This is a genomic window from Pseudoalteromonas sp. Z1A6, from assembly GCF_011378745.1.
Taxonomy (GTDB): domain Bacteria; phylum Pseudomonadota; class Gammaproteobacteria; order Enterobacterales; family Alteromonadaceae; genus Pseudoalteromonas; species Pseudoalteromonas arctica.
The window spans coordinates 1-16,774 of sequence record NZ_WTKW01000052.1 but is presented as its reverse complement, the minus strand read 5'-3'; the positions used below and the strand labels follow the sequence as shown (position 1 = coordinate 16,774).

The following is a 16,774-nucleotide window of genomic DNA, read 5'->3' as shown; positions in this document are numbered from 1 at the left end:
TTAAAAAGCTTTTATTATTTTTTACTTCAAGGGTACTTTGCGGCTCAATGGCAATAATATCAAAACGGCTGTTTATATGATTACTATTTGCAGAATCTAATAGAATTGCATAAGGCAAATGTGAAAAATGCGCAAAAACGTCAATGCAGTTTTGTGTTATGCCTAATTTAATACAATTTTTTTTATTGTTTAGCATTTACTGCCCCTTTAAGAACTGGCTCGAAACGGGCTGGGAGGGTATCATAAGTCAAATTTTTTGGCAGCACTAAGCTGTAAAAAACAGTGCAAACCACCGTCACCGGTTTGATTTAGATTACGCGACAACGCGTAACGGTAACTTAAGGAACCACTATGAGTACAATTTGTCAGCAAGACTTTATTGATAGCATTGAAGATGCATTGCAATATATTTCGTTCTATCACCCACTTGATTTTGTTCAAGCTCTCGAAAAAGCTTACAACAAAGAACAAAGTAAAGCGGCTAAAGACGCCATTGCACAAATTTTAATTAACTCACGCATGTCGGCTGAAGGCAAGCGTCCACTTTGCCAAGATACCGGTATTATTACCTGTTTTGTTAAAGTAGGTATGGATGTTAAGTGGGATAAAACAGATTTAACCGTTCAACAAATGGTTGATGAAGGTACTCGTCGTGCATATTTGAATCCAGATAACCCTTTACGTGCATCTATTGTTGCAGACCCTGCTGGCACGCGTAAAAATACTAAAGATAACACGCCTTCGGTTGTGCATATTGATTTAGTAGCGGGTGGAAAAGTAGAAGTAATGGTTGCAGCTAAAGGCGGCGGCTCTGAAAACAAAAGTAAAATGGTTATGCTAAACCCGTCTGATGACGTTGCTGAATGGGTAGAAAAAACATTACCAACAATGGGTGCTGGTTGGTGTCCGCCAGGCATGCTAGGTATAGGTATTGGTGGTACGGCTGAAAAAGCGGCAGTGATGGCTAAAGAGTCGTTAATGGACCCGGTTGATATCCATGAACTAATGGAGCGCGGCGCAGAAACGACTGAAGAAAAACTACGTTTAGAAATTTTTGACCGTGCTAATAAGTTAGGCATTGGCGCACAAGGCTTAGGCGGTTTAACAACGGTTGTTGATGTTAAAATTAAAACGGCTCCAACGCATGCTGCTTCAAAACCTGTAGTAATGATCCCAAATTGCGCGGCAACTCGCCATGTACATTTTACGCTTGACGGTTCTGGCCCTGCGAATTTAAAAGCGCCTAAACTAGAAGATTGGCCACAAGTAACATTTGAAGTGGGCGAAGGCACTCGCCGTGTTGACTTAAATACACTGACTAAAAAAGATGTTCAAGAATGGAAAATGGGCGAAACCGTTTTACTTTCAGGCACTATTTTAACAGGTCGTGATGCAGCGCATAAACGTCTGCAAGATATGATCAATTCAGGTGAAGGTTTACCAAAAGGCGTAGACTTTGATAATAAATTTATTTATTACGTTGGACCAGTAGACGCGGTACGCGATGAAGCAGTTGGTCCTGCAGGCCCTACAACAGCTACTCGCATGGATAAATTTACCGATATGATGCTAGAAAAAACAGGCATTGTAGGCATGATTGGTAAAGCTGAACGTGGACCTGCGACTGTTGAGTCTATTAAAGAGCATAAATCTGTTTATTTGATGGCTGTAGGCGGCGCAGCTTACTTAGTATCTAAAGCGATTAAAAAAGCACGCGTAGTTGCTTTTGAAGATTTAGGTATGGAAGCTATTTATGAATTTGAAGTAGAAGATATGCCAGTGACCGTTGCAGTAGACAGTGAGGGCGCCAATGCGCATACACAAGGCCCTGCAATCTGGAAAGCTAAAATAGAAGAGCTTGATAGCAAGCTAAAATAACCTAAGTTGTGTTGTTAAAAGCGAGCCTGGTGCTCGCTTTTTTGTTTTTTAGATATAGCTATGATCAGGTTTGCACATCTGACCAGTTGTTCTAAATCATCATTTTTTACTGTAAACCTATAGAATATAGCGCTTAGCGGGCAGTTAGTACTTGTATATTAAACTTTACATATAGCAATGCCATTACGTTCACGTAAACGTAAGTTAGTGTGGTTTTTATATTTGCAGTTTTTAAAACTGCCTAATGATGATTTTATGGGTTTTTTATCTGTATAAAGGTTTTAATTTGATTATTTAATCTAAGAGTCATGTTTTCATCGGTTTTATCATCTGTGAGTGTAGCGAACTCTAATATGAAGTGATAAAGTCTCGTCAATTTCCAGCGCGCATACCCTCTCACGGGTTAACTATTTCGGAGTATTTTAAGTGGCTGTGTTTAATCGAGTTGAATTTGATAACCATGAACAAGTAGTTTTTTGTTCTGATGAAGAGTCGGGTTTAAAAGCAATTATTGCTGTACATAATACCAATCTAGGTCCTGCTGTTGGCGGATGTAGAATGTGGGATTATGCGAACGACGAAGATGCCGTTTACGACGTGCTACGTTTATCAAAAGGCATGACGTATAAAAATGCAGTAGCGCGCCTACCATTTGGTGGCGGTAAATCTGTTATTATTGGTAATGCAAAAGAAATTAAATCTGAGCAATTATTCCGTGCATTTGGTCGTCAATTAGAGCGATTAAATGGCAGCTATTACTCAGCAGAAGATGTAAATATCACATGTGCTGATGTCGCTATTATGAATAAAGAAACTAATTACGTACTGGGCCTTGAAGGTAAAAGTGGTAACCCATCGCCATTTACAGCATACGGTACGTTTTTAGGAATTAAAGCAGCGCTACAGCATCAACGTGGTCATCAAGATTTTGCAGGTGTGAAAGTGGCCGTTCAAGGTTTAGGTGCTGTTGCTTATGGTTTATGTAAACATTTACATGATGCGGGTGCTGAACTGTTTGTAACTGATATTAACCAAGCAGCAATTGACCGTGTAGTTAATGATTTTGGCGCCACTGCAGTTGGTATTGATGAAATTTACGACTTAAGCGTTGATGTTTATGCACCATGTGCATTAGGTGCAACGGTTAACGACTTAACGATACCGCGTTTAAAGGCGACTATTATTGCAGGCTGTGCTAATAATCAGCTGGCAGAGTCTCGTCACGGTGAAGTTATTCGTGAAAAAGGTATTTTATATGCACCAGATTACGTAATTAACGCCGGTGGTATTATTAATGTTTATTACGAAACAGCGCCAGAAGGTTACAGTGCAGCAGCGTCTAATAAACATGTTGAAGGTATTTTTAATACGTTAACTGAAATTTTTGCCCGTAGCGAAAAAGAGCAAAAATCAACGCATTTAATTGCCGACGAATTAGCGCAAGAGATCATTAAAAACGGTCTGTAATCTAAGTTTGAATTTATATAAAGGTGTGCAATTGCACACCTTTTGTTTATCTGTAAGTTAATGCAATTATTACTGAACAGCGGTACACTTTATTTTTAATTTTGTGCGGCAAATTATGACTCCCTCAACTTCTCTCATGCAGCCTATCGATTTAGATAATTGGCCTAGAAAGCAACACTTTGAATTATTTAAACACTTTTCTCAGCCTTACTTTAATGTGTGTGTGCGTTTAGATGCTCAAGCACTTTACGACTATTGCAAAACCAATCAATTTTCTTTTTTTCAAGCGTATGTATATTGCACCTTAAAAGCGTGCCATGAGTACGATTCAATAATGCTACGTATAATAGATAATCAACCATGGTTACTTAATAGTGTTCGCGCAAGTGTGGTTGAGTTGTCTGAAAACGATACGTTTGTTTTTAGTTATTTTAACAGCACAGGCGAGTTTAAAGAGTTTGCAAATCATGCAAGTGGCGTAAGCAAAAAAGCGAAATTACAGCCGTTATTTTCTGATGCATTTGCTCAAACAGAAGGGCAGGCTGATTTAATTCATATATCTGTTTTGCCGTGGCTGAATTTTAGTGCGTTTTCGCATGCATTTAGTGAAGGGCAGAGTTTAGGCATTCCTAAATTTGTATTTGGTCAGTTTGATAAACACACAGGCACAATGCCTTTAGCTATCGATGTACACCATTCATTAATGGATGGTTTGCACGTAGCGAAATTTATAAGCACATTGCAGGGTACATTTGATACCTTTTGCAAAGGTTAACTTTAAACACATCAGTAACGGCAGTGCAAAGCAGTAAACAATTTATAAGTAATCTATAAGTAATCTATAAGTAATCTATAAGCAATGCGATGTGAATTACTTTATATTCAAATACATAACCTTGTATGCTTGAAAAACACGTGTGCTGGACATATTTATATACCATACCTTAGCTCAGGAAATCCCCATGATAAATGGACTGTTAATTGTTGTTTTAATTCTTTTTGTGGTGATTTTCTGGCGTTGGCCATCAATTCAAAACCGATTATGGCGCAGTAAATATAAAGACTTTGCTTTAAATTCGCAGCAAAAAGATATTTTACTGCGTTGCATGCCCATCTATAAAAAAATGACCGACGCCGACAGAGAAAAATTAGAGCGACATATTACGTGGTTTTTAAACGAAAAACGCTTTGTCGGTTGTGATGGCTTAAGGCTAACGTCTGCAATGAAGTTAATTGTTGCCGCCGATGCGTGTGTATTAGTACTTAATAAACCGTGGCCGTTATATAGAAATGTAAAAGAAATTTTATTATATCCAAGTGCTTATTATGCTCCGCAATCAACTCGCGATAGTGCAGGACTTGTGAGTTACCATAATACGGTAAGACTAGGCGAGTCATGGCCTGGCGGCACACTCGTTTTAAGCTGGCATGATGTACTTGAGGGTAATCGTTTACCAAGCGATGGACATAACTTGGTATTTCATGAGTTTGCGCATCAACTCGATCAAGAAACAGGTAAAACAACGGGTACGCCCATTTTAAAAAGCTCAGCAGATTACAAAGAGTGGGGCAGGGTATTTAGCCGCGCCTTCACCCAGTTAAAAAGCCATGTTGCCTATAGCATGCCGCATGTTATTCACAGCTATGGTGCGACTAACGAAGCTGAGTTTTTTGCTGTACTCACCGAAACCTTCCTCGAAAAACCCGCAGAGCTTCGCCGATACGATCCTGAAATTTACAGTATGCTAGTTAATTACTATCAATTTGACCCTATTGTTTGGCATTAAACCTACATAAACCGCGCTTTATCATATAACGCTGGCAAGTTGCGTTTGTTTTTGTTGCAATCATGTGAAATAGTTTTTACTGCAACAATAACAAGAGAGAAACGCATGAAAAAAATGCTTCATACAGTATTGGCGCTGTCGGTGTCATTAGCGATAGGGCAGGTAAATGCCGCTGAAAAAGACGAAAAAAAATGGCAAGTAGATTCACCTAAGGGGCAATTTGTTGACGCTGCAATTAGCGTTGAGCAGGGCACATGGATGAATATTGATGTAAGCCCTGATGGTAAAACCGTGGTGTTTGACTTACTTGGTGATATTTACACTATGCCAATGAGTGGTGGTACAGCCACCAAGCTCACCTCTGATATTGCATGGCAAATGCAACCACGCTTTAGTCCTAATGGCAAAAGTATTGCGTTTACCTCCGATCAAGGTGGTGGCGATAACATTTGGATAATGGACTTAAATGGCGAAAACCAACACGCAGTTACCGACGAAACTTTTAGATTACTAAATAGCCCTGCATGGAGCCCTAATGGCGACTACTTAGTTGCGCGTAAACACTTTACGGCTAGCCGTTCACTAGGTGCCGGTGAAGTGTGGTTGTACCACAAAGCCGGTGGCAAGGGTGTTCAGCTTACAAAACGTGAAAATGATCAAAAAGATTTAGGTGAGCCAATGTTTTCACCTGATGGTCGTTATGTATACTTTTCGCATGATGCAACACCCGGTAAAACCTTTCATTACTCAAAGGATTCTGTAGCGGGCATTTATAAAATTAAACGTTACGACCGCGAAACGGGTGAAATTGAAACTGTAATCGATACGATGGGCGGTGCTATTAGGCCTACACCATCACCAGATGGTAAAAAACTGGCGTATATAAAGCGTGATGACTTTCAAACTAGCTTGTATTTATATGACTTAACCAGCGGTGAGCACACTAAGCTTTACGATAAGCTTGAGCGAGATATGCAAGAAACATGGGCTATTCATGGTGTATACCCAACTATTGCATGGACACCCGATAATGAAGAACTGGTATTTTGGGCTGGTGGTACAATTCACAAGCTAGATGTTGCAGACAAATCTGTAAAAACCATTCCTTTTAAAGTGCAAACCACTAAAAAAATTCAAAAAGCGGTGCGCTTTACACAAAACTTAGATACTGATGAGTTTGATGTAAAAATGCTGCGTAATGTGCAAGTAAGCCCAGATGGCGAAGCGGCAATTTTTGAAGCGCTTGGGCATATTTATAAACGTGATTTAGAGTCGGGTAAAATTAAGCGTTTAACAAAGCAAACAGATCATTACGAATTATTTCCACAGTATTCTCGCGATGGTAAAAAAATTGTGTACACCACATGGGATGATAACAAGCAAGGGTCCGTAAAGGTTGTGTCTGCACGCAGTGGCCGTGGCGATACCATTACTACGCAGCCAGGCAAGTATGTAGAGCCAACGTTTAGTCCAGATGGTAAAACGGTTGTTTATCGTAAAGCCACTGGCGGCAGTATTTTAAACCCTAAGTGGTCACTTAATCCGGGGGTTTATAGCGTAAGCGCTAAAGGTGGTAAAAGTGAGCTTATTTCAAAAAGTGGTTATCAACCACAATTTGGAGATGCAAACGATCGTGTTTTCATTATGAGTCCTTGGCCAAAACCAACGCTTAGCGTAGTAGAGCTTGAAAGTAAAAAAGTTCGCAAACTATACGAGTCAGAGCATGCGACAGAATTTAGAGTATCACCAGATGGGCAATACCTCGCTTTTGCTGAGCGATTTAAAGTATTTATAACGCCGTTTGTTCAAAGTGGTAAAACAATTAATATTGGGCCTAAAGACAGTCAATTTCCAATAGAGCAGTTATCGGTTCGTGCTGGTGAAAACATTAGTTGGAGTGCAAAGAGCAACAAACTTTATTGGACATTAGGGCCTGAGCTTTATCATGCAAGCCTTGAGGGGATGTTTGCTATTAACAAAGCCGAAGATACCGACTTTAAAGTGAAAAGTGGCGATAATATTGGTTTCAGTAAAAAAATGGCAGAGCCTAAAGGTATGATTGCGCTCACTGGTGCAAAAATTATAACTATGGATGGCGAAAAGGTTATTGAAAATGGTGTAATTATCACTGATGGCAAGCATATCAAAGCAATTGGTACAGCCAGCGATATAAGCATTCCTAAAGGTGCTGAGGTTATTGATGTAACAGGCAAAACTATTATGCCTGGTATTGTTGATGCTCATGCACATGGCTCGCAAGCAAGTGATGAAATTATACCTGAGCAAAACTGGAAAAACTTTGCAGGTTTAGCGCTGGGTGTAACTACAATTCACGATCCATCAAACGATACCTCCGAAATATTTACCGCAAGCGAAATGCAAAAGGCAGGCATGATTGTTGGCCCGCGTATTTTCTCAACGGGTACTATTTTATATGGCGCAAATATGCCAGGTTATACGTCGCATATTGACTCGTTAGACGATGCTAAATTTCATTTAGAGCGCCTTAAAAAAGTAGGTGCATTTAGTGTTAAGTCGTATAACCAGCCACGCCGAGAGCAGCGCCAACAAGTTATTGAAGCAGGCCGGATGCTTGAAATGATGGTAGTACCAGAAGGCGGCTCATTATTACAACATAACTTAAGTATGATTGTAGATGGACACACAGGTATTGAGCATTCAATCCCGGTAGAGCACATATACGACGATATAAAGCAGTTATGGTCGCAAAGTGATGTAGGTTACACACCTACGCTTGTAGTGGCTTATGGTGGCATTTGGGGTGAAAATTACTGGTACGATAAAACTGATGTGTGGAATCACCCGCGTTTAAGTAAATTTGTGCCAAAAAATCAATTATTACCACGCTCTATGCGCCGCATTAAAGCGCCCGATCATCACTATAATCACTTTAATAACGCACGCGTTGCTGCTGAACTGCAAGACTTAGGTGTTTTGGTTAACTTAGGTGCTCACGGTCAGCGTGAAGGCTTAGGTGCACACTGGGAGATGTGGATGTTTGCACAAGGCGGAATGACACCGCTTGAGGCTATACGTGCTTCAACACTCGATCCGGCTAAGTATCTAGGTCTTGATAAAAACGTAGGCTCACTTGAAGTTGGCAAGCTTGCTGATTTAATGGTTATAGATGGCGATCCGCTTAAAAACATTCGAGATTCGGATAAAGTAGATTACACCATGATCAATGGTCGCTTATTCAATGCCGAAACAATGAATGAAGTAGGTAAAAAAGAGCGCGAACCACTTTACTTCGAAAAGTTATAATTTATTTTGATCTTTTGAAAGCGGCTACATAGCCGCTTTTTTAGCTTTGTATTATGTGTTTTAGCAACGCAGTGCTTGGCATAACAAGTGTTTGAGTATGCATAACACGTGCTTGGCATATAAGCCCTTCTTTTAGGATAAATAATGTTTGTGCGATATTTTCGGCTTTAGCTTTATTATTTTTTAGCTGAGGAGTGGCAAGTAAAGCATTTAATATAATTTTAAGTACAGCTTGTTTGTGTGCTTTACACTGTATTGCAATAGTATGCGCTGCGAGTGGATATTCTGCTGCTGCGTTTATAAAGAAGCACCCATTAAAATCGCCCAATTCCGGCACTGCATTATTAAACCAGTTCGTTAACCCTTTAAATAATCCATTAGCAACGTCAAGGGCATTTTGTTTTTCACAGATTTGTTCTAGCCAATTATTAAAATTTTTATCACGCGTGGCTAAGCAAGCAAGTATTAGATCATCTTTGCTGGCGAAGTGATTATAAAGCGTTTTCTTAGCGATACCTGAAACGGCTAGAATTTCATTAATACCCACAGCATGTAAGCCTTTGCTATAAAAGAGATTAAGTGCTGTTGTAATAATTTGCTCTCGTTTATTCATAAAACCCCTTAAATATTAGCTGAAAGATATCTTGACACAAGTAGACAGACTTGTCTATTAAATAAAAGTAGACAGGTCTGTCTACTTTTATTTAAGGATTTAGCATGAATATTGAAGATATTAAATTAGCCTGTGTTGCTGGCTTTTTTTCAGCGCTAGTATTGGGTTTTTTATCTTGGCTGAATAATATAGGAGGCTATGGACTGTGGTTAATGGCACCTTTTGGCGCAACGGCAGTACTTGTATTTGGTATACCAAATAGCCCATTAGCACAACCAAAAAATGTGATTTTTGGTCATCTTTTAACAGCATTTGTGGGGATCGTTTTTGTAACTTATGTTGGTGACGGTAGTGTATCTATTGCATTAGCCGTTGGTGTTGCAATTACACTCATGATGCTCACTAAAACAGTGCATCCTGCGGCGGGTGCTAACCCTATTCTGATTATTGTATCTGGACAAAGTTGGGACTTTTTAATTATGCCAGTATTAGTCGGGACGATGTTCATTGTTATTTGTGGCTTTGCTGCAAAGTGGTTACTGTCTTCTTCGGTAAATAACGCACATAAAAAAACCGCTTAACGCGGTTTCTTTTAAAAATCATAAATATTGATTAAACAACACCGCGCGGTAAGCGACAGTCATGATCTTTACGAGCTAAAATTACAATCCAAAGTTCTTCCGCTGTGTAACCTTCTTCGTTTTCGGTAACAACAGTGAATGGCGCTTTTTTCTGTGCTTTAACAGGCGCAGCTGCTTTTGGTTTTTTCGTTTTAGTTGTTTTACCAGAGTTTAACTTTTTAGTAAGCTCTGCTACGTCAGCTAGGCGTAAATTTTTACCGCCATCAATGCTGTACCAACCAGGTTTAGTTGTGATTTCAGGTTTTTTACCATTGGCAGTTTCGTACGCTGCTTCAAAGGCAGATAACACTTCTGTTTTGTCTAGTTTGCTCATCAGAGACCCTATACGTTGTGAACACAGATAAAGAAGAGGTATTTATACCTATTTTAAAACAGTTTTTCAATTTTTTGCGATTTTCCTTCCATTTTAGAGCTATAAACGCCAAAATTTGCACAAAATTCAGTGCTAAGTAAGGTAAGTTATATGCAACGTAGAGAATTTAACCAACTCCTAAATGACATTTTAAAACCTCAATTAATTAAAGATTTTTGCCCAAATGGCTTACAAGTTGAAGGTAAAAACGAAATTAAAAAAATTGTGACGGGTGTAACCGCAAGTCAAGCATTAATAGATGCTGCCATTGAGCAACAAGCAGATGCTATTTTAGTTCACCATGGATTTTTTTGGAAAGGGGAATCCCAACCAATAACGGGAATGAAAAAGCGTCGTATAGGTGCGTTATTAGCACACGATATTAATTTATTTGGCTATCACTTACCACTCGATATTCATCCAGCAGTTGGCAATAACGCGCAACTAGCAAAGTTATTGGATATTGAAATTGAAACAGGGCTAGAGCCAACTTCAAATAGCGTAGCAATGAAAGGGCGTTTAAAAACACCATTAAGTGGTGAAGATTTTGCAGATAAAATTGCAAAAGTGCTAAATCGAACCCCACTCACAAGTTTAGTACGTTCAACAAAAATTGAAACCATTGCACTGTGCACCGGTGGTGGGCAAGGGTATATTGATTTAGCTGCAGAGCAAGGCATTGATGCCTACCTAACAGGTGAGGCATCGGAGCAAACTATTCATAGCTCTCGTGAGCAAAATATTGATTTTTTTGCAGCTGGGCACCATGCAACAGAGCGCTATGGCGTAAAAGCTTTGGGTGAGTTGCTTGCTCAAGAACATGGCTTTGACGTCACGTTTATAGATATAGATAACCCTGTTTAGTAGTATCTGTTTCTTAGTGAAAAACTAAAGCGCTTCTGGGTTTGCCCAGCGGCGCACTGTGATCCATGCATTTCCAATTACTTCATGAGCATACTGCGTTACTACCATTAAAGCCTGAGCATTAGGTATAAATTGTTTATGCCACGGTAATACAGCAAAGTTATGGTAATCAGTGGCTGCGGTTATTACTTCAATACCTTGAGCATTAAATAAGTCTTTGGCGCGAGGCATGTGCAGCACAGATGTTACTAGCGCGACTTTAAAATCAACTAATTTAGGTGCTAATAATTTAGCTTCTGCTGCGGTATCCATCGCTTTTGGGTTTTGGAATATACGACTCTTATTAACACCTAAACTAATTGCCGTTTGATACATAAGCCCGCTATTAGTGGTATTTTGATAACCCCCGCCTGACACTATAAGCTCTGCATTAGGGTAGTGCTTTGCTAGCTTTACACCTTCTACTAAGCGCGTTAGCGCACAATTGCCTAATTGATTATTAGCACTGAGTGCAGGATTTGGGTTTATATCGCAACCTAGTACAACTATTTTGTCTATTTTTGGATGCTTTAGGGTATTAAATGCAAGCGACGCAGGTTCATTATTTTGGATAATTAAATTGGCGATAAAGGGTGTGCTCAATGCAAGTAATACAATTAAGCTTAAAGTAGATAAGAAGAGAGCTGATTTGCGGCCTTTAAATGCGAGTAGGAGCATCAGGCACGCAAATAAACCAAATAGAGGCAGTGGCATAAGTAAGCCACCAATCATTTTTTTAATAACAAACATAAGAGTTAAACGCTGTAGAGTTAATTACAGCGATATTACTCATTATATTGATGATTATCGACCGTTATTTAGCTTACACGTATTTAAAAAGTGACGATAAACAGGGTTATCTTTCATGTCTTTTTTCATCGCTAAATACATAGGACGAGTAAGGCCAAGAGCGCCCAAAGGAATTGATTTAATTAAGCCTTGGCTTTCATAAGGTGTAACTAGCCAATCAGGTAAAGCGGCAACGCCCATGCCGGCACTTACTAGTTGAAAAATAAGTAATCCTTGATCAACCGTTTTTAACGTACCGTCAAAACGTGCATTTTGAATGAAATGCTTAAATATATCTTGGCGTTCACGCGGGATAGGGTATGAAATAATAGTTTCGTTTTTTAAATCAAGCGCTGTTACATACGCTTTTTTAGCAAGTTCATGATCCGGTGTCACAATAAGCTTCAATTTAAAATCAAATAAGTGCGCGTATTCTAATGTGTCGGGTTCACGTATGTCAGATGTTAAAACTAAATCGAGCTCATCGCTTAGTAAGTCAGGAATAGCGTCGTAACTAAAGCCGCGCTCGTAATCAATTTTTATATCAGGCCAAAAGTTATTAAATTCTTTAATAGTAGGCAATAACCAATGAAAACATGCATGGCATTCCACACTTAAACGCAGTTGAGAAATAGGCTGATTTAAGCTTTCTTTCAAACGGCATTTAGTCGCTTCCATTTTTGGTAATATTTCGTGAGCTAATTCAAGTAATAGCATTCCCTGAGGGGTAAAGCGGACTGGTTGAGTTTTACGCTCAAATAATTGGCAATCTAATTTATTCTCTAAATCTTTGATTTGATGAGATAAAGCAGACTGTGTCAAAAATAACTCTCGTGCCGTATTAACCAAAGATCCTGTTTCTTTTAGGGTTGCTATGGTTTTTAAATGTTTAATACCAATCATCTTTAAAAATTCTCATGGGAAAAGTGAGTTCAGCTCAGATTAACCACATACTACGCCTATACAAAAAACGTTTCAACGTCTAGATGGCTAAAAGTTTGCGATTTATTGTGGTTTATTGCAGTTTGTTGCTATGAATCGCGAAAATATTAGAATTAGTAACGATAAAAGTCATTCAAAAACTGGTTTGATGAGTTTTAGATGAGTTTGCTTCATGTTGTATTTTAAGTATATCGATTGCGGTGTGCTTCACCTCAGTGTGAATTTTGACTATATAAATAACTGTGTGGGGTGGGGAATGGTTACTTTAGGTTGTGGTTTAAAAACTAAAGTCATTTTGCTTTTTAGCTTTAGTTTAGGTCAATGGATGAGTATATACGTAATACCTAAGCCAGCGACCAACTCGCTGGCTCTTTTATAAGGGCTTATTAATAAGTAATATGGCTTCTTTGGCTGTGACCGGTTTTGACTTTAAAAAACCTTGGCCATAGTCGCACGCGGTGGATTGTAAAATGGCTAATTGTTCAAGTGTTTCTATCCCTTCAGCAACAACCTCAAGTTTTAATGATTGCGCAAGTGATAAAATGGCTTCAACAAGTGGGTTGGTGGAATCTTGTAGGTGGTCAATAAAGCTTTTATCTATTTTTAAAATATGAATAGGCAGTTGGTGCAAGTAGCCCAGTGCTGAATAACCCGTTCCAAAATCGTCAAGGCACAATTTTACTTTTAAAGGTGAAAGACCTTCTATTATTTGAGTGGCGAGTTCTAGATTTTCTATTAAGCCTGATTCGGTAATTTCTAAACATAAAGAACCCAGAGGTAATTGGTATTTATTATAAATAGAATGTATTTGCGCTACAAAATCGAGGCTTGCAAAATGTCGTGACGATACATTAACCGTTACTTTCAAAAAGCGATGACCTTGCTGGTGCCAATTAGAAATCTGCTGAGCGGCTAAATCAAGTAAATGTAAATCAAGATTTATAATTTGCCCTGTAGTTTCAGCTATCGGTATAAAGTCATTAGGTGGTACAAATCCTTTTTTAGGATGATGCCAGCGCACAAGTGCTTCAAATCCGACAACTTCACTTGTGGTAATTGTAAAAATTGGCTGAAAATAGAGTTCAAATTCGTTGTGTTCTATACCGTGTTGCAAGTCGTTTTCGATATCGGCATGGGTTTTAAGTTTTTTACGCATCGTGTTATTAAAAAACTTAACTTGTCCACGCCCGGTGGATTTTGCTTCATACATAGCAGCATCAGCTTGTTGCAGTAATATATAAGCTTGATCGTTTATGTTGTCGGTATAGGCAATACCAATACTAGTAGAGGCTTGAAGTAAGTGGCTATCTACATTTAGAGGTTTTGCTAATGCGCTTTTAATTCTGTTTAAAGCTTCATTAACTTGGTTTTTATGTGTGATATTTTCCATGAAAATAGCAAATTCATCACCGCCTAAACGAGCAAATGTATCGGTGCTTCGTACTGTACTTTTAATTAAGTCGCATATTTTTATAAGAAAATGGTCTCCGACCTCATGCCCCAGCGAATCATTAATACTTTTAAAACGGTCAAAATCTAGATACAGCAGGGCATGGCTAGTACTTTTTTTAGCGCGCGTTAAACGTAAAATAGCATGCTTTATTCTCTCAATGAGTAATGAGCGGTTAGCAAGGCCGGTAAGCTCGTCATGCAATGCTTTATGCTCGAGCTCTTGTCGGGCTAGTTGTCTATCAATTGCCATACTTATTTGACGACTTACGTAAGTTAGAAGAGCGCTGTCGTGTTTGTTGTATTGCAGTGTTTTATCGTAGCTTTGTACAACAATAACACCGCTTATACGATCACTTGTTTTAAATGGAACACCCAACCAAGACTCTGATTGTCGACCTATCATTTTAAAATCACCGTTATCAATATGACTTTGAAAGGCATCTTTATTGAGTAATAAGGTTTGCTCTGTTTGCAGTAGGTAATATGAAGCAGTGTCTTTTAGCTGTTCTTTAGATATTTTTTGATGTGTTTTAGTGTTTATGCCTTCTTCGACTATATAAACAAGGTCAAGTATATCTACTTTTTTGTCATATAAAGCGATAAAAAAGTTATCAGCACGAAGTAAGTTATTGATAATTGAATGCAAGGCTTCAAAGAAGGTATCTAAGTCGTTAGCTTTGTAGGTTAGGTTAGCTATTTGTAATAAGCTATTTTCTAATTTTTGTGCGTTGTTAAGTTGCTCAACTGTTTTTTGTAAGTTATTTACCGTATTTACCTGGTTAATTTTAGCACTGAGTAAGTGGGCAACTGTTGTAAGAATTTCAAGGTGTGCGTTTGTAAAGTAGCCTTTAATAGGGTGCTCACAATCAATAACACCTAAAACTTGTTCTTTATATATAAGAGGGACGCATAGTTCTGATTGGGCAGGGCGCTCATCTGCGATATAACGGCTATCTTTTGTTACATCATCGATAACTACGGCTTTACCAGTAGTTGCAACAGCTCCAGTAATTCCTTCACTAAAACGTATTACTTTACGTTCGGCTTGATATTTGTCTCGGGCGTGAGCAATACCCATCGATGCAACTTGATTTAATGTATAAGCATTGTTATCGGCAAGGTAAATAACGCAATCAACAAATCCTAAACGGTTAACAACGTGCGTTGTAACATACTCAAATAGCTCGTCTAGTGTGTCTAGTTGCAATAAGCTTGATGAAAATTGATTAATAATACTCAGTTGATCAGTTTTTATCTCAAGTGCTCTTGAGGCATTATTTTTGTAAGACATAGGCAATTTATATTATTCTTTTTATTTTTAAATACGTAGCTAAGTTAACCTAATCTTAGATTTTGTACAAAATAAAGCGATGAGTGGTTTTAATTGGCTGTAAATTATTATGACGAATGACTTTAATTAATTGTAAGTAATAACAATGGCTAATCCCAATTGAATTGGAGTATTAAGCTTTAATTACACAACTCGGTAATGTCATCAACATATGCATTATTTTTAATAAAATCTTTACTCGAAAACATCATATGCCTATGATCGGATAAATTCAGCCTTGGAACAAAGTAATGACAAGCAATAATACAAACTCTGTAACAACCCTTACTATCACTCGCCCAGATGACTGGCATGTACATTTACGTGATGGCGACCAGCTAAAGGATACTGTACGAGACATTAGCAGATACATGGGTCGCGCTATTATTATGCCAAACCTTGTTCCGCCGGCAACATGTACTGATACCGCTCTTTCTTATCGAGAACGTATTATGGCAGCAGGCCCACAAGGTGCCTTTGAGCCTTTAATGGTACTTTACCTTACTGATAAAACGACACCAGATGAAATAAAGAAAGCAAAAGCAACGGGTAAAATAGTAGCTGCAAAATTGTATCCTGCTGGCGCTACAACCAATTCTGATTCGGGTGTTACATCAGTCAAAAATATTTACCCGGTTTTAAAAGCAATGCAAGAAGTAGGTATGTTGCTGTTAGTACACGGAGAAGTTACTGATTCATCAATCGATATTTTTGACCGTGAAAAAGTATTTTTAGAGACGATTTTAGGGGATGTGGTAAGTGACTTTCCTGAACTTAAAATTGTACTAGAGCATATTACAACTAAAGATGCAGTAGAGTTTGTAGTTAATGCACCTAGCAATGTAGCAGCAACAATTACAGCTCATCATTTACTTTATAATCGTAATCATATGTTAGCGGGTGGAATTCGCCCACATTATTACTGTTTGCCAATCCTCAAACGTAACATTCACCAGCAAGCATTAATGGCCGCAGCTATAAGTGGAAATAAAAAGTTTTTCTTAGGAACTGATTCTGCACCACATTATAAAGATAAAAAAGAAGCTGCTTGTGGTTGTGCTGGTGCATATACGGCTCATGCCGCTATTGAGTTATACGCTGAAGCATTCGAAGACGCAGGAGCTTTGGACATGCTTGAAGGATTTGCAAGCCACTTTGGTCCTGACTTTTATGAGTTGCCGCGTAATGCCGATACAATAACATTACAAAGAAAACCATGGGACGTACCTGCAAGTTATACCCTAGGCGACTCTGAAGTTGTGCCTATAAAAGCAGAAGATACTATTGATTGGTCTGTTAAATAGTTAATATTTTATATTTAAACCAAAAGCCGCT

General features: G+C 38.6%; 13 protein-coding genes and 1 pseudogene. 8 read left to right on the top strand and 6 right to left on the bottom strand.

All coding sequences use genetic code 11. The features are described from left to right. A pseudogene (locus GQR46_RS05390) lies at window positions 1-196 on the bottom strand (aminodeoxychorismate synthase component I); the annotation flags it as partial. Between the two features lie 155 nt (window positions 197-351). Here GQR46_RS05390 and GQR46_RS05385 point away from each other — a divergent pair. The 5 genes from GQR46_RS05385 to GQR46_RS05365 all read left to right on the top strand — a co-directional run bounded on the left by GQR46_RS05385 (window position 352) and on the right by GQR46_RS05365 (window position 8,417). Beyond that, window positions 352-1,878: a fumarate hydratase gene (locus tag GQR46_RS05385; protein ID WP_007583843.1), complete on the top strand. Its 1,527-nt coding sequence runs from the start codon at window positions 352-354 to the stop codon at window positions 1,876-1,878. 426 nt (window positions 1,879-2,304) lie between these two features. After that, window positions 2,305-3,345: a Glu/Leu/Phe/Val dehydrogenase gene (locus tag GQR46_RS05380; protein ID WP_165728212.1), complete on the top strand. Its 1,041-nt coding sequence runs from the start codon at window positions 2,305-2,307 to the stop codon at window positions 3,343-3,345. 136 nt (window positions 3,346-3,481) lie between these two features. Continuing rightward, on the top strand, window positions 3,482-4,120 hold the full coding sequence (locus GQR46_RS05375) for a CatA-like O-acetyltransferase (RefSeq protein WP_165728271.1): 639 nt from the start codon (window positions 3,482-3,484) through the stop codon (window positions 4,118-4,120). Between the two features lie 187 nt (window positions 4,121-4,307). After that, on the top strand, window positions 4,308-5,132 hold the full coding sequence (locus GQR46_RS05370) for a M90 family metallopeptidase (RefSeq protein ID WP_002961680.1): 825 nt from the start codon (window positions 4,308-4,310) through the stop codon (window positions 5,130-5,132). Between the two features lie 105 nt (window positions 5,133-5,237). After that, window positions 5,238-8,417 (top strand): amidohydrolase family protein, encoded by a 3,180-nt coding sequence (locus GQR46_RS05365; RefSeq protein ID WP_165740297.1) that lies wholly within the window; start codon window positions 5,238-5,240, stop codon window positions 8,415-8,417. 40 nt (window positions 8,418-8,457) lie between these two features. Here the strand turns inward: GQR46_RS05365 and GQR46_RS05360 are convergent, their stop codons facing one another. Beyond that, the gene (locus GQR46_RS05360; protein WP_165740295.1) at window positions 8,458-9,030 is read right to left on the bottom strand and encodes a TetR/AcrR family transcriptional regulator; all 573 of its coding nucleotides are present in this window, start codon (window positions 9,028-9,030) and stop codon (window positions 8,458-8,460) included. A gap of 104 nt (window positions 9,031-9,134) precedes the next feature. On the opposite strand from GQR46_RS05360, the gene GQR46_RS05355 reads away from it, so the two are divergent. Continuing rightward, entirely contained in the window at window positions 9,135-9,611 is a 477-nt protein-coding gene (locus tag GQR46_RS05355) for an HPP family protein (protein WP_165728215.1), read from the top strand. Between the two features lie 31 nt (window positions 9,612-9,642). Here the strand turns inward: GQR46_RS05355 and GQR46_RS05350 are convergent, their stop codons facing one another. Then, window positions 9,643-9,984, bottom strand: coding sequence for a hypothetical protein (locus GQR46_RS05350; protein ID WP_002961684.1), 342 nt, complete (start codon window positions 9,982-9,984; stop codon window positions 9,643-9,645). 150 nt (window positions 9,985-10,134) lie between these two features. Between GQR46_RS05350 and GQR46_RS05345 the strand changes: the two genes are divergently transcribed. Beyond that, window positions 10,135-10,887 carry a Nif3-like dinuclear metal center hexameric protein gene (locus GQR46_RS05345; protein WP_010555099.1) on the top strand — a complete coding sequence of 251 codons (753 nt, stop codon included), beginning with the start codon at window positions 10,135-10,137 and terminating at the stop codon, window positions 10,885-10,887. A 24-nt stretch (window positions 10,888-10,911) separates the two neighbouring features. On the opposite strand, the gene GQR46_RS05340 is transcribed toward GQR46_RS05345, so the two are convergent. The 3 genes from GQR46_RS05340 to GQR46_RS05330 form a co-directional block, all read right to left on the bottom strand. Next, window positions 10,912-11,676, bottom strand: a complete 765-nt coding sequence (locus GQR46_RS05340) for an ElyC/SanA/YdcF family protein (protein ID WP_165740294.1) — start codon at window positions 11,674-11,676, stop codon at window positions 10,912-10,914. A 54-nt stretch (window positions 11,677-11,730) separates the two neighbouring features. Next, window positions 11,731-12,618: a LysR family transcriptional regulator gene (locus GQR46_RS05335; protein WP_165740292.1), complete on the bottom strand. Its 888-nt coding sequence runs from the start codon at window positions 12,616-12,618 to the stop codon at window positions 11,731-11,733. 412 nt (window positions 12,619-13,030) lie between these two features. Further along, a complete protein-coding gene (locus GQR46_RS05330; RefSeq protein WP_165740290.1) occupies window positions 13,031-15,400 on the bottom strand; it encodes a GGDEF domain-containing protein in 2,370 nt (789 codons plus the stop codon). A gap of 290 nt (window positions 15,401-15,690) precedes the next feature. Between GQR46_RS05330 and pyrC the strand changes: the two genes are divergently transcribed. Continuing rightward, entirely contained in the window at window positions 15,691-16,743 is a 1,053-nt protein-coding gene (pyrC, locus tag GQR46_RS05325; RefSeq protein ID WP_165740288.1) for a dihydroorotase, read from the top strand. The last annotated feature ends 31 nt before the right edge of the window (window positions 16,744-16,774 follow it).